The sequence below is a fragment of the Thermoanaerobaculia bacterium genome (genome assembly GCA_035593605.1).
Taxonomy (GTDB): Bacteria; Acidobacteriota; Thermoanaerobaculia; order UBA2201; family DAOSWS01; genus DAOSWS01.
Map to the genome: position 1 here is coordinate 17,149 of DAOSWS010000017.1, position 15,624 is coordinate 32,772.

8 protein-coding genes are annotated in these 15,624 nt (G+C 48.6%); 3 read left to right on the top strand and 5 right to left on the bottom strand.

Translation table 11 applies throughout. From position 1 onward, the window contains the following. Positions 1–81: 81 nt before the first annotated feature. Positions 82–1,617, bottom strand: coding sequence for an aromatic amino acid ammonia-lyase (locus PLD04_09525; GenBank protein ID HXK68571.1), 1,536 nt, complete (start codon positions 1,615–1,617; stop codon positions 82–84). Between the two features lie 67 nt (positions 1,618–1,684). Beyond that, the gene (locus tag PLD04_09530; protein ID HXK68572.1) at positions 1,685–2,806 is read right to left on the bottom strand and encodes a hypothetical protein; all 1,122 of its coding nucleotides are present in this window, start codon (positions 2,804–2,806) and stop codon (positions 1,685–1,687) included. A gap of 962 nt (positions 2,807–3,768) precedes the next feature. Between PLD04_09530 and PLD04_09535 the strand changes: the two genes are divergently transcribed. Further along, a complete protein-coding gene (locus PLD04_09535) occupies positions 3,769–4,113 on the top strand; it encodes a hypothetical protein (GenBank protein ID HXK68573.1) in 345 nt (114 codons plus the stop codon). A 176-nt stretch (positions 4,114–4,289) separates the two neighbouring features. Here PLD04_09535 and PLD04_09540 read toward each other — a convergent pair whose 3' ends face one another. Beyond that, positions 4,290–4,934, bottom strand: a complete 645-nt coding sequence (locus PLD04_09540) for a hypothetical protein (protein HXK68574.1) — start codon at positions 4,932–4,934, stop codon at positions 4,290–4,292. Between the two features lie 467 nt (positions 4,935–5,401). Between PLD04_09540 and PLD04_09545 the strand changes: the two genes are divergently transcribed. After that, entirely contained in the window at positions 5,402–7,354 is a 1,953-nt protein-coding gene (locus PLD04_09545; GenBank protein HXK68575.1) for a hypothetical protein, read from the top strand. A 151-nt stretch (positions 7,355–7,505) separates the two neighbouring features. Next, a complete protein-coding gene (locus PLD04_09550) occupies positions 7,506–9,125 on the top strand; it encodes a hypothetical protein (protein ID HXK68576.1) in 1,620 nt (539 codons plus the stop codon). Positions 9,126–9,140: 15 nt separating this feature from the next. Here the strand turns inward: PLD04_09550 and PLD04_09555 are convergent, their stop codons facing one another. Together PLD04_09555 and PLD04_09560 are read right to left on the bottom strand one after the other, a co-directional pair. Beyond that, the gene (locus PLD04_09555; protein HXK68577.1) at positions 9,141–10,076 is read right to left on the bottom strand and encodes a peptidylprolyl isomerase; all 936 of its coding nucleotides are present in this window, start codon (positions 10,074–10,076) and stop codon (positions 9,141–9,143) included. A gap of 231 nt (positions 10,077–10,307) precedes the next feature. Further along, complete coding sequence (locus PLD04_09560) at positions 10,308–14,579, bottom strand: PKD domain-containing protein (GenBank protein ID HXK68578.1); 4,272 nt, start codon at positions 14,577–14,579, stop codon at positions 10,308–10,310. Positions 14,580–15,624 lie beyond the last annotated feature (1,045 nt).

Sequence of the window (15,624 nt, forward strand, 5' to 3'; positions counted from 1 at the left end):
AGGGAGATAGTTTCACAATGGTGCAAAAGGCTGTATTTGTCAATGGGAGAGTTTCACAAATTCTCCCACCTGGCATACGAATCAGGACCAGGAGGTTCCCATCGGCCCGACAGCCGTTTCTACCGCCTCCAGGACCGAGCAGTCTCTGACAGCCGCCATCATATTGTTATGATCCGTAAAGAGCGGGCGGTCCACATCGAGGTGTTCCACGACCTTTCGAATGGCGGAATGGGCGGCACGGGTTCCCTTTCCGGGATCGAATTCCCGGAAGTCCAGGCCCTGGGCCGCGGCAATGAACTCAATCCCCAGGACACCTCGTGCATTATCCAGGATCTGCAAAGTCTTCAGCGCCGCATTCATGCCCATGGAAACAAAGTCTTCCTGGTCGGCTGCTGCCGGAATCGACTGGACGTAGGAAGGATTGGAAAGAATCCTCTGCTCCACGATCATCATGTCGGCCGTGTACTGGCTCAACATGTGGCCGGAGAACATACCGGCTCCCTTTGTAAGGAAGGCCGGGAGGCCGACGGACAGGGCCGGGTTCAGCAGGCGGTTGAGGCGGCGTTCCGACAGGACCGAGATCATCGTGATTCCCGCACCCGCGACATCAAGCGGCATCGAGATGGGGGTCCCCTGGAAATTGGCGCCTGTAAGGACCCGATCTTCGTCGGGCAGAAAGATGGGGTTGTCCGCCACGCCGTTCAGTTCGATCTCAAACTGCTTCCTCGTGTAGGCCATCTGATCCCGGACCGCGCCGATGACCTGCGGCGTGGAGCGCATAGAGTAGGCATCCTGCACCTTGACCTTGAGCTTCCCCGTCTGCAGGTCCGATCCTTCGATCACCTTCCGGATATTGGCTGCCGTGGTCTGCGCTCCATGAAACCCTCTCAGCTGATGGAGTTTCGGATCGTAGGGTTTCAGGTTGGCCAGGAGAGCCTCCAGGCTCATCGCGGCAGCGATTTCGGCCTGGGCGATCCACCGTTCCATATCGTAAAGGAGAAGACAACCGATTCCAGTGATGAGGTTGGAGCCGTTAATGGCCGCCAGGCCATCCCTGGCCCGCAGGCCCGGAACCGGGATGCCGGCCTTCTCCATCGCCGACCGGGTGGCCATCCTCTCCCCCTCGTAGAAGGCTTCCCCCTCCCCCATCAGGCTCAGGGCAATCTGACTCATGGGAGAAAGATCCCCGCACGCACCCACGCTTCCCTTCCGGCATACAACGGGAGTCACACCCCGATTCAGCATATCGATATAGGTTTTCGTAATCTCCGGCCTGCACCCGGAGTGGCCAATGGCATGGACATTGATACGGGACAGCATGGCCGCCCGCACGTGTTCGATGGGACACGGCTCCCCGATTCCTGCGGCATGGTTGTAAATCAGATACTTCTGAAACTCCATCACCTGCTCATCGGAAAGGACCACTTCGGAGAACTCTCCGATGCCCGTATTGACACCGTACATGATCTCCCTTGCTTCAACCTTACGGTCCAGCAGACCCCGGCAGTACTTGATTCGATCCAGAGCCGTCTCATCCAATACAACCTCTTCGCCGTGCCTTGCAACACGAACGACCGCTTCAATGGTCAGGTCTTTCCCCGTGATCCTTACTGACATGTGCAGCCTCCTGGAGCGAGATTGTGAATTCTGTAACGATCTATCATAGAACCCGTCCTCCGGGCTGTCAAGAACGATCGGAATCTGTGGCCGGCGGCTCCTCTTCGTCTTCCTCGCGAGAATCGGGAGGTGTATATCCCCGGATCATATCGGACGGGCGATCCGCCAGCCGCGTAAACCAGTGCCGGAGATCGGCCGCGGAGAACCCGCTGTCCTCACTTTCCGTTTCCGCACCCCGGGTGATATATCCTGCTTCTTTCCAGTCCCTGGCTTCCCGGGCGAGAAATCCTTTCTCACTCCAGACCCGTGCGTCCCCGATACCAAACCCCAGGGACTTCCATGTCCCGGCGATCGCTGGATCGTCAAAGCCTCCATCGACCCAGGATTGAGCCTCTTCTGCAGTGAATTCGAATGCCTGCCAATATCCTGCGGATTCCGGTGTGAAGCCCCTCGCGTTCCAGATCTCTGCCTCGATATCATCGATCCCTGCCTGAAAATAGGTGAGCACACCGGCATACCTGCCCATACAGAGATCCATATCGTGAACCTGTGACCGAATCGTTCCGGTCAGGGTCATAGACATTTCTTCAAGTTGTTCCAGAAATCCATTGGAAACCGTTTCAAGAGGTGAATGAGTCTCCACAAAGTTTCGAAGCCGGAGAACTTCCTGCTCACAAAGTGCAAGATGCTGACGCCAGCGCAAAGAATCGTGAGAATGTTCGAAATGTTCAGAAAATTCCGCAATCCCCTTCAGATAATGGTAACGGGAATGAATGACCCGGGTCAGCGCCGTCAGAATAGATGCACAGTTTCCGGGGTCCCGGAGAGACTCCAGCCGCTGAAGGATCCTTCGAACTCTGGACGCTTCAGCCACCAGTTCCTTGCGAAGGCGGCCAAAGAGCTCAAGGGTGGTCACTCCCTCCCCTGATGTTTCCGATGGATTCTGATGGGTGAGAATGGTCTTCCCCTGCCAGAGATCTTCGATCCAGAGTTCGACAATCCGGATTACCTTGGTAATGTAGTCCAGATCCATCGACTCCAGAGGGTCTTGCCCCAGTTGTTCCGCCACTCCGGCACAGGCTTCCTTACCCCGGTAGCCCGAGATCAGAATGTTCAGGAAGGCATGGGAGAGCTTCAGATCTTCCAGTGAGGCCTGGCTGGCTCCCCCCGTTTCTTCGGTCTGAATCATGCAGATTCATTGTACTTGATCCATCCGGGCCAGACAACATGTGTATCGGGAGTGGGATCGGTGCGTAAAATGCAGGGTGAGAAAAATTTTTTCTTTTTGATGTCCAAGTTAATGCATCTGAAGACTGAAAGAGGACATTGACAATCCCTCAGATTTACCAGAGCTTATTTCTTTTCTACTCAATATCCTAATTCATTTGACATCCTTCCTACCTCTTTGTAGACTTAATACGAATGGGTATTACGGATATATTTCTGAGAGTCTATCGCACTTTTGCATTTGCTGATCAAGAAGTGCTATGGGTTACTACAACGAAAACATCCTTGGTGATTAAAGAGTTCCTGAATCACTTTCATGGTGCTGTTGTATACATTGAGGACATAGAGGTAACGGACCCAATTAGCACAATTGATCGTTGGTGCACGAGGAAGAACCTTGCATCTATAGTGAATTTCTCAATCTTCTATCAAGACCGGAAAATCCTGCAATTTCATGATGACTCACGCCAAATGGCTGTCTCAAGAGAAGCCTTTGATCTAGTCACAGAATTAGCTTTAAAGAGGTGGATTCGTTATGAGTGGATCAAAGGTCGGATATAAAAATTAAGAAGGTGAAGAACATTTTAATTCCAGAAACAGACACCATAATTGGAGTTATAGATAATTTGCTCACTTGAGAGCCTCATAGAGGTTATTTTCCTGCCCCTCTGTTATTCCCCTTATCGGAGACAACTTGGTCTACTGTCCATTACCCACTTACAGACATGAGGTCTTTTCCCGACTCTCTTAATGCCCAGTTGTCAATTCCATCTGGCTCGTGATCACTGCCAAGGCCCACGAGAATATAGGAATCCCCTTTTGACTGGTACAGATACTCATATCCCCAGCCATCTAAGAGTTCTGCACGTCCGAATTCCTCGAACATACTTTGCAGTTCAATATACACAATGTTATTCTTAAGCAATGACCGAACAGGAGTACAAAGACGCCATAGCCAAATTGATGCTCGACATAAGCGTTGAAGTTCCTCTAGAAGCGATTAGGCTTATTGACATTGCAGTGCAAAAGCATCCGGAATCAGCATCCCTGTGGCAGCAAAGGGCTCATCTCATTCTACTTGGCCCAGAAGAGACTCCTTACTCTTTAGATGAGGCACTCAATTGCTACCTGAGAGCACTCGAACTTGATCCTATGAATGTTGAAGTTGTCGAAGATATTGCCCACTTTCACAGCGCAGTTATGGATAATGAAATTGAAGCTCAGAAATGGTTCGAGAAGTCGAAACAAATGAGGAAAAATAGAAATTAGATGGCCCATCATTGAGCGTTCAAGGTTTTTCTCATGATCGTTTTTGGACTTTGTCGCTCATACAGCTTAATAATACTTCTTTTGATCTTAGGTTCAAGTTCCGCTGTCTTCGCTACCAATTATTCCGTTTTTTCAATCATATTTGATTAACCGTTTTCTCGCGCTTTGTATTAGCCCTATGTCTTTTTATGTTCATCTTCCACTCTTTTCATCCATTTTATTAATCTGGATTTTGCGAATATAAATCTTATAAAATACATGTGATATAAAGTAACATATTTAAATTTAGCATATTTTCCATATTTGAAAACGTGATACTTTAACAACAAATCTTTTGCCTCTTGAGAGAGTGGTTCTTGGGGCATATTCAAGTTTAAATGCTCATTTCTGAATAGCATGATCGCCTCTAATAGGGCCAATTCAAATATGGCATGTCCATGCAAATAAAAATATATAATATCAAGAATTCTAAACCACTTACCTATAAAGGAATCAGAATAAGAATAATGAATAGCGCAATAAAAGGATTCATAAATATATACATGAAGTTCACGTTTATTCTGGTTTACTGTACCATCTGGAAAATAAGTGCAACTGCTAAAATGTTCTTGTTTCACGCATGGATTTCTTGGGCCGTTATCATGAAAAATAATAAGATCCAAATCCATTATAATAGTACTGTCGATTTTTTGTAATAGAAAGTCGAGCAAAGCATTTGTATAACCGACTAGAGGCAAAAAGAAATATGTGTCCGCAAATGTGAGGACTACTGGACAAGTGACACGTTCGTGAGCAGAATAGTACACATTTGATTGCCCCATATCGATACCTCATATTATCTATTAGGTCGATCTCCAATATCAACCCCTGTTTCTTTGTCAATGTTTTCAAGGCAGCATGGAAGGCCCTCTTGTCGTCTAACAACCAATTGCAGATGTGTCATCCCCTCTCCATCCAAGAGCAGATCCATCCCCCTGGCGATCCAATTCCACCTTGTCCGCTTGAATCGTACGTACATTCATTATTGGTACTGATTCTTTCTTTTCTTATCTATTATTCTCTGTTTCCTTACGTTAGGCTGGTTCAGTCTCTGTGATGTTCTCCCGTATTTCTCATTCTTTCCCCTGTGTTACTGCACAATTTACTGCACAATCGAAGATCATACACTGACATCGCGGACAGCCTCCTCTTCCCCAGTTCTGTGTTACGATGGACCCAAATCCTGGTCGGTTATCGGGGAGCAGGTCAATATGGAAGACTTAGGATATGCTCCAGTTGGGATGAGAACATGAAGAACGTAATTATTTTCTTCTGCTGTGGCTTATTTCTTTCCTTATCACTCTATCCTGCAGACTGCCCAGAGGTACTTCGTCGGTGGCCTTTCGGTCCATCGTATTCCGTAGGTGTAGATGGCAATATTGCATATTTCGGGAGTGGTGCCTCCATAATCGCGGCAGATGTCACCGACCCTCAATATCCAATACAACTGTCTTATATTCCGGTAGATGGCATCGTCACTGATATTGAAATTTCAGGCTCCTATTTAATTGCAGCCATTGACTACAAGGGAGTAGTCATTGTAGACATTTCCAACCCGGAGCAGCCTGTTCTCGTTGGAAGGATGCAGACCGCACCTTTAGCCAGTGCTATCGATGTCAAAGGAGAGTACATCTATCTGGCGAATTACATGAACGGACTTCGTATTATTGACTGGAGCGATCCAACAAACCCCTTTGAAACAGGGCATTATGATCTTGTGGGTTATGAAGATGTCTCTGATGTGGTTGTCTCAGGTTCCTACGCCTACCTGGCAACATCCTATCCCGGACTACTGATCCTGGACATCTCTGATCCATCGCAACCGCAAGAAGTCGGGAGCTACCAAGAATTTGTATGTAAGGGTATCGCAAAAAGCGGTGACATAATCATCATGGCGTTTGGATGGAAGGGATTACGCTTCATCGATGTTTCCGATCCGACAAATCCCGTGGAGGTGAGTGCCTATTCACCTGACGCATACGTAAATAATGTCTCAGTGATGAATAACACAGTCCTGTTTACCGATCATTATCTTATGGTTCTGGACATCTCAGACCCCCATGCACCTGTGATTGTAGGGAGTTCCAGTGAAACATATAGAGCGGAAGATATTGTTGTCTCCGACAATAAAGCATTCATTGCTGCAAGCAGTTTAGGTCTGCGAATATTTGATCTATCAGAGATCACATATCCTTGTGAAGTAGGATTTTACGACGAAATTGATGCAACCGTAGCTATAAAGGTGTCAGGAAACATCGGCTATGTGGCATCATACGGCGGATTACATACAGTGGATATCACCGAAACAGAAAGACCAAATTATCTGGGTACCGTACCATTTGCATCTTATGGCACATGCAACAGTATTGAGGTCGTAGAAAACCTTGCGTATGTGGCAGCTTACGATGCGGGACTACAGATCGTTGACGTAAGTGATCCTGAAAATCCCATGGTAATCGGCAGTTATAGTACGGAGGGAAAAGCATCCGGGGTAGTGGTAAGCGGTGAGTACGCCTTTATCTCAGACTTCAACTATGGGTTGCGGGTTATCAGCATAGCAGACCCGACAAACCCAGAAGAGGTTGCAACGTACAGTACGTCCGGGGGCTGTCGAAACGTAACTTTGGATGGGAATGTAATCTACCTATCGAATGGTTACAACGGAGTCAACATCATCGACATCTCTGATCCTCACAGCCCAAGAAGTTTGGGACGATTAAGTGTTGCATACGCGTATGATGTTGCATGTTCGGGTCCTTACGCTTACGCAGCTATTGGTTATCCTCTAATGAATCGATCGCGCTCCCCATTTAGGAATAAAGATGATTACGGTGGATCACTAAGGATATATGATGTCTCCAATCCAGCTGAACCGATCTATGTCGGTCAATACAGGTTAAAAGGTCAGGCGGTGAGAGTGGAAGTCTCCGGGGATTATGCGTTGGTATCAGTAAATCCACCAGCCGGTATCTGGGATGGGGGTTCAATTGATGAATATAATGGGATGAGTATTCTCAATGTTACTGATCCATCCTATCCAGTGGAAATGGCGTTCTACACTTCGCCAGGAGTTCCCTATGATGTTACTGTGCATAATGATACTATCATTCTGGCAGAAGGAAGATCAGGATTTGAATTCTTAAGTATATCCGGTTGCACGGATCGTGAGAGAGAACATACTAGACCATTCGATGGACCATAATTTGAAAATTCAACCTCTTGTCATTCGACAACCAATTGCAGATGTGTCATCCCCTCTCCATCCAAGAGTAGATTCATCCCCCTGGCGATCCAATTCCGCCTTGCCCGCTTGAATGGTACACTCATAACAGAGCAGATCGGAGGAGGATTCAATGAAAAAGCTCATAAGCTTCAGTCTTGCTATTCTCGGTTTTTCCTGTCTGATCATGGGACAGGCAGAAGTGAAGGGAACCATTGTTTCCGCAGGACTTTTCAAGAACGGGATCGCCCTTATCACGATGGAGGCTAAACTGCCGGGAAACGGGTCATTTTATCTCTCCCCGATCCCCGAGCCCCTCCACGCAACCCTCTGGGTAGAAGGAGACACCGGGGTCACACTCCGCACCACGACCATGGAGAAGGAAGTCCAGGTGACAGATGGTTCGGCATCCATGACGGGGCGAAAGGTGACGGTCTTTTTTCGAGAGTCGGGTCTATCCCCGATATCAGGTAGGGTTGTTTCCAGCGGAACGTCTCCCGTGCAGCCCTCATGGAGTCGCGACTATTCAGCAAATTCCTACCTGTATTCCAGCCACTATCCGTCTCCACAATCTTCGGTTCCATCCTTACCCTTCATTCTTGAAACCGACCGGGGGCAGGTCAGGATTGACCCCTCTGTCGTAGCCTACACAGAGATTTCCGATCCTGTTCGAACGGTAAGGCGTTCCATTCCAGTGCTGGAAATCTCGGCTTCGGATGAAAAGAAATCTCCGCTCCCGGTCCGGCTTCACTATCTTACCCGGGGATTGTCCTGGGCCCCTGCCTACCGGGTGGATGTAACCGATCCAAAAACTCTGACAATCGAACAGACGGCCGTGATTCGGAATGAACTGAGCGACCTGGACAACACGGAACTCCTTCTCATATCCGGTTTCCCGAACATATCCTTCGGCCACGTGATATCCCCCCTTGTTCCTTCGAACTCCCTGTCAGATTTTTTTAATCAGCTTAACCGGCGTATTACTCCAGGCCATGCAGTTACATCCAACGTCATGACACAGCAGATCGCTCTACCCGATACGTCTTCGTCGGGAGCCTTCGATCCTTCGGCCGGGCTTTCCGGGGATGGACCCGACATCCATTATCAACCCGCAGGGAAGCGGTCTCTCCGCACGGGGGAAGCGCTCTTTCTTACGACCGCAATCGGAAGGGCTTCCTACGAGCGTATCGTGGAGTGGACCATTCCGGACACCCGCAGGGCTGACGGACGAACAATCGAGGAATACCAGCGGCGGGATGATCCCGATGCCTATCAGGATTCTGCGTGGGATGCCCTGATTTTCAACAATCCTCTCCCCTTTCCGATGACGACAGCTCCCGCTGCCATCATAGCCGGAGATCGATTTCTCGGACAGCAGGTCTCAACGTGGGTCAATCCCGGCGATGAGACCACGTTCCATATCACAAAGGCGTTGAGCATCAAGACCCGGACCACGGAGACCGAGGAAGAGGGAACGCGGGAGGTGATTTACATTGGCGGCGATGATTTCCGGCGAACTTCTGTGAAGGGGACCCTTATCCTTGAAAATCGCAGAAACCGTGACGCTCGGGTTGTGATCCGGCGGAGATTTTCCGGCGATCTTCTGGAGGCAGAGGAAAATCCCTCCATCACCCTGCGTGAAGAAGGTGTATGGTCCGTCAACAAACGGAACGAACTGACCTGGGATCTTGTTGTGCCGGCCGGTAAATCGATAACGTTGGGCTACCGCTACTCGGTCCTCGTCGACGTTTAGGCAAAAAAACGTCTGTCAGGGTTGGATAATCCGGGACTCTGTGGAAGCGTGATACACGATTTCCGCCTCTTCACGGAGCCGGAGGATGTGGTCCTGGATTGCCTTTCGGGTCCGTTCCTCCCGAATAAAAGTGACGATCTTATCTCTACCTTCTTCGAATGAGAGGTCGCGGGGTGCCATTTCATCCGTTTTTGTAATGATGTGATATCCAAACCGGGTTGAGACGATTCCTGAGGTTTCACCGACATTCAATCCAAATGCCGCATCCTCAAAGGCACGAACCATCTGTCCGCGATGGAAGAAGCTCAGGTCACCGCCTTCGGAAGCGCTCGGACAATCCGAGGTACTTCGAGCCAGACCCGCAAAGTCTGTCCCTTCCTCAATTCTTCGCAGAATAGCTTCTGCCTTCTCACGGGCCAATTGTTTCTCTTCCTCCGAATCCTTCTCATCACTTTTTACCAGGATATGGCTGGCTCGAATCTGCTCGGGGAGCTTGAATTCGGCTTTGTTTTCTTCATAAAACGCCTTGACTTCCTCCTCCGTCGGATCCTCTACCTCCCTGGCGATTAAGGCCAGGTAATCCTGAATAAGAAGGTTATCCCGGATCTGCCCGTCGTAGAAATCTCGAGATATTCCTGCTTCCTGAAGAAAGGTTGTCAGCTTTTCGTCGGATCCAATACTTGAAATAATTTCATCCAGAACGGCCTTCATTCTGGAATCCTCTACCTCGAGACCCTCCCGCGCACTGGCTGATTTAAGAAGACGATTCTGGACCAGGGCTTCGATCGCGCGCTGGCGCAGCTGGTCAATTTCCTTTATATCCGGCCGCGCTTTCCCCGAGTGAGCCTGTTCCAGTAGGAAGAGTCGTGTCTGCATTTCGATTTCCTCGAAGGAAATGGGACGGCCGTTGACTTCCATGGCCATCTTTTTAGATTCCTGCTGTTGATTCATGAAAAACCTCCATTTGTTGCAGGGGATGCAATAGTAAGGCAATATCCTGAATCATATAAGGATCGATCCCCCACAGAAAGATACGGTCCCCACTATACCACACGAGCAATCCTGCCCCGGTTTATACTTAAGGCACATCGGGTACCTGTTTCCTGCAGGAAGATCTGAATTTCACCAGGAAGTTTTTCCTGAGATAAGCCAAAAACAACCGCAGTCCAAACCATTTCCTTATTATCGGCTCGGGATAAAGATCGGATCCCCTGTCCGGTTATCCACGACCGAAGCATAGGCAAAGAATGTTCCTCCAGGAGTGGCTGTGGAAATTCTTGCATATCCATTTTCAATATTTTCTGTCGTAACCCGGTTAAATATGTTTGCTTCCTGCCAGTACTCCATGGGCTTGAGCGTAAATTGCACCGTTCCAATCCGTTCACCACTTTCCCGATAGAGCACAGCATCGATAACGATTTGTGACGTTGAGGCATTTACCAGACCGAGATTTGTACGATAATTCTCATCTTTTGACAACTGGATAATTGCCGTTCCAGATGAACCGAAGGGGGTACTTTCTTCCCACCGGACAGGTTGAATGAACTGGCCGTACGTCCCCTCCGTTCCCTGGTCGTTATACGTTCTGGATGTACCCATGATCGGGATCGAAGATTTCATCAGGATGGCACCAAAAACTTCCTGTCTTTCAAAAAACATATTGATGATATCGTTGTATTTTTTAGAAGTTCCGGCATTGACTGTAATCGATTTTGGCACAGCATTGCTGTTGTTCTGTCCAGCTTCAAGGAAATAGGCCTGTATCGACGCCGTATTTGAACCTGGATTGTGAAGAACCAGGTCGGTAACCCAATTTGTACCGTACGCTCCCGCCTTCTTCGCTGAAGCGGGAAAAACGTAATCATAGGTTTGTCCTGCCGATCCTCCGGTGACTGTGATGGATTTTGTTCCCGTATCTGAACCATAATCATTGGTCACATGCAGAGATATCGAGAAGGATCCGGAGTTGCTAAAACTGTGCGTTGGATTTTGAGACGAAGACGTGGAGCCATCACCGAAATTCCACGACCACGACACGGGGGAGCCAGTAGAATGGTCAGTGAATGTGACGCTCTGGCCCACATTCGGAATGGAGGGCGTCCAGGAAAAATCCGCGACGGGCGCTTCACCGGAACCACCTCCGCAGGATTGGACATCCAGGATATACACACCTGCAGATCCATCCGCTACCGCCGCGTGGGAAGAATCGGCGGACACCCAGAAGTTGTCCCCCGTAGAATCGTAATGTCCCAATTCAACGGGTGAAGAAGGATCACTGACATCGAGAACCCAGAGTCCCTTCTTGCTTACGGCCACATAGGCCGTATTCTGGTGGAGAAAAACGTTCCTGGCTGATCCGGTCGTAGAAAAATACCCCTTCAGCTTCGGGGAGGTTGGTGAGGCAACATCATATATCGACAGCCCGCTGGCACCGTCCGCCACGTATGCCAGGTTGTTCGAAACTACGATATCAAGGGCCATTCCCCTCGTCTGAAAGGATGTCATGGCCAAAACATTTGCCGGGTTTGCGATATTGATGACAACGACTTTCCCCTTCATGGCGGCCATATCAAAGGTGGCCAGATAGGCATATTGATTCTCTACATCCACACCATTCGGAGGATTCGTATCCAGGCTGTCCACTTCGGCAGGCTGTGAGTTACGAACGTCAAACACCTTGAACCCATGATCCTGGCCTGCCGCATACACATATCCGGATTGATAGGCAATATCCACAAGTCCCCAGGAACTGGAAACAGATCCGGACATTACAGGCTGCTCTGGGCTGGAGATATTTATCACCCGAAGACCGGGGCTGGTTCCCCATTCACCCAGAAAGGCGGTTGTTCCGCTGACATCCAGACTGGCCGCCTGTCCGGCGGTGTTCACCTCCCCCACCTTCACGGGGTTCGCCGGATTTGAAATATCAATGACCCGGAACCCCGCTTCATTGTATGCCGAATAGACATATGTCCCGGAGACAGATACGGCTTTTGCGTAATCAGACCCGGTATACCTGCCCCGATATTCGGGACAATCCTGACGATCGGCGTATATAGCCGATTCACTGCGGGTTTCTCCGTCCGGCGAAGTATAGGCTGATAATGGATCCTCAGAAGCGAAGTGGAAATTCTGGTCCACCAATGTCCTATACCGATCCTCTCGAATCGCGGGGATAAAGATTGGATCCCCGGATTCATTATCCACAACCGAGGCATACGCAAAGTATGCACATCCCTGGGTGGAGCTGGATACGATGGCAAAGGCATCGCTGATCGATTCCGAGGTGATGTCCTCGATAATCCGGTCATCCTGGAGATATTCGTAAGGTTTCAGGGTGATTTCCTTCGAACCGATGAGCGTTCCGGTTCCCCTGTAAAGATCAATATTGACGGTCGTGGTTTTGTCGGACATGCTGGCCAGTCCGATGTTCGTCCTGTAGGCGCTGTTGCTGACAAGCTGCACCAGACGTGCATGGATCGACGTTGTCAGTGCATCATCCCTGGAATATCCGGGGATGTACTGACCATAGGTCCCAAGGTCGGTGACATTGTAAGTTCGCGAGCTTACGGAAAGCGGTGTCGTGCTTTTCAGAAGAATCGATCCCGGAGTTTCTTCTTCCGTGAAAAAATACTGGACCATGTTGGTCATTTTCATTGAACGACCCGACTTGAGAGGAATCGGGATGCCTTCTGAAGTTCGGTTATCCTGCCCATTCTTCAGGAAAAATCCGTACGAGACGTTGTCCGAAGACTGCTCGTTATAGAGAACCACGTCCGTGTACCAGTCGGTCTGGGAGGCTCCGCTCGCCCTGGCACTGGCCGGGATGAGGTATTCGTACGGCATATCCAGATCCAGGGAAACTTTGTCAAGGATGACGTGTGTTGGACTGACGGTCAGGTCGTATGAACCGTTATTTCCCCTGTCCACATTAAGCGTTCCTCCCTTTCCATTGGCCACGGAATACTGGATGCGATCTCCCGCCTGGAGATTCACCCGGTAATAGGTAAGAATGGGAACGGGTTCCATAGTGCGCGTGGTTTCGTTGTACATGCTGCAGGTGTTCATGCTTGAAACCGGTTCAGAACAGGCAGAAGCCGAGATAAAGTCGACGGTAAAGATCGGGCAATTGATATCGGGAAACATACCAAAAGTCGATTCCGCGGCATGAAATCCAAAATTCGTATCGGGGTAAGGTGTCGTCAGAGTTCCGTCCTGGTTGACTGTGAGGATCGAGCCCCCGAACTGATCCTTGATAATCATCGTGCCTAAAGAAAAAACATATTGCATGTTATATATGGTTTCATCGTAATAGTCTGCCAGGATGTTGGCACCCTTCCACGACAGCTCCGTCGCGTAACTGATTGCATTTGAAATTGCGTCTGCGCATCCCCCGCCGTTCAGGATATGGTTATAGATTTCGGTAATGAACATGTTAAAGACCGCATCGTATGTCGACTTTGGGCACATCGTAACCTGGTCCTCAAAAATATTGAACACATTCATGATGGCCGCGGCATTGTTTCCATTCGAAGCATTTTCAACACCGGATATAATCTCCCCCACTGTAACAGCATTTTTTGCCATTTCTATTTTGTTTTTGATCTTTTCCACCGGGCAGGCCAGCGGTGAAACCAGTTCCATAAGGCAGTTCTGAACAGCCTTAAAGTTGGGGGTGACCTCGACAATTTCCTCACGACTGTCGATGGCTTCATTTGTAATAAAATCGATCAGCTCGACATCCACGGCATCTGCGTATATGGGATCCTTCACCATAAAACCCTCTGCCCGAATAAGGGGGCTTGTCACACCAGGCGCAAGGGAAGGAACGGATATGAGGTATTTCCATTTGTCAAAGTAAAGGCGATTCGCATTGGGATACCGGATAAACATCGGTGTATCGTTTCCTGTTCCATGAATATCTACAGAAGATACAGCGACATAGACTCCCCCCCCCGGATAGGTCGAACTTCCAAGATTGGTCACCTTCAGGTCGACGTAGAAAAATTCTCCGGCGCTGATCGGGCTCCCATCATTGACAGAAACATAATAAAGCTTGAGATCGTCGGCCCCACCCCCGCCTGAGGATATTTGCAGGTTGATCGTATACGAACCGGTTCCATGGGTTTGAGTATAGGCATAACAGGATGCGGCTTCGATTATCCAGGTTCCCGTCGCATCCAGGGTTTTGGTCAGCACAGAAGAAATGTTTCCATTCGGTCCATCATCATTGAATTCCCGGACCTCACCCGATGGATCGGAGAGATAGAGAAAAGGATCGAGGTTATTATCGGTTCTCGTCATCGTGATGGTGACCGTATCCCCGATCTTTCCAGAAAAGGAATATCCGTCTGTGAAGAAGTAAGGTCCCCGGTGAGCATCCGTACAGTCTCCAGAGGTCAACACACCGGAAAGGGTCTGGCCGGATGTGATGGTTTGTGTGGAACAGGACATCGTACGTGGTGTTATCCAGTAAAGGGAAAAATCAATCTCGTTGTCGTTTTCATCGATTTCCTCAATAACATTATTGGGGTCCAGGACAAACCTGAAGTTATAATAACCCGGTTCAAGCGTAATTGGGTCCGGTATCCAGGATGCGAAGGAACTTCCTGCCCCGATTAATGCAGTATGACTAATATCTCTATAAAAATCTCCATTTAAATAAATATTAATCTTGAAATCTCTACTCGTTGCTGCATTTCCGTCATTCCCAAAATACATATGGGGAAAGTAGGCACCGTACCCATACCGCATTGGTGGAACCTGGTTTCCAGAGGCTCCAGGATAATCGAAAAAAGCAGCCGCCTCACCCCATGCGGAGGGCGTGTACCAGGTCAGGTTAGGCTTTGCTCCTCCCCCACAACCGGAAAGATCGAGGAGAGTAATGGCGTATGGATAATAAGGTTCAGTGGTAACGATGTAATGTCCGAACATAGAAGCTGCTGAACAATTTGATCCGCATATTGGAGTTGTATCATAGAATCCTATGTAGTTTGGGTTGTCCGGATTTGTTAAATCATAAATGGCGATCCTTGGTTGATCAATTCCATCCCTTAAACTATCTTCTCTCAAGGTTATATAATATTGTGAAACCATTAGGTAATTCTGATTTATCTCTAATTCCTCAATTACATAAGCCCATTGTAAATCGTACGCAAAAGGAAACACATTTTCTAAAGTTGGGTATACAGGGTCTGAGATATCGACGACGGCTATCTTATCTCCAACGACATATGCGCGACTTTCTGAAACCGCCAGCTGACCTCCATTTGTATTGCACGGTGTAATAGATAGTTGTGTCGGATTATCTAAATTCGTAATATCGTGGATTACAATCTGAGACCCCCATATTTCATCCGCTACTAATGTATACAAATAGGATCCAACCAATTTAAAATCATAGTTTATAGTATAAGAAGATCCCCATTCACTCCGTAACCATGGTAAAGAGGGATTACTGAAATCAATAATATAGGTTTTTGTGTAAGTTAGAACATAA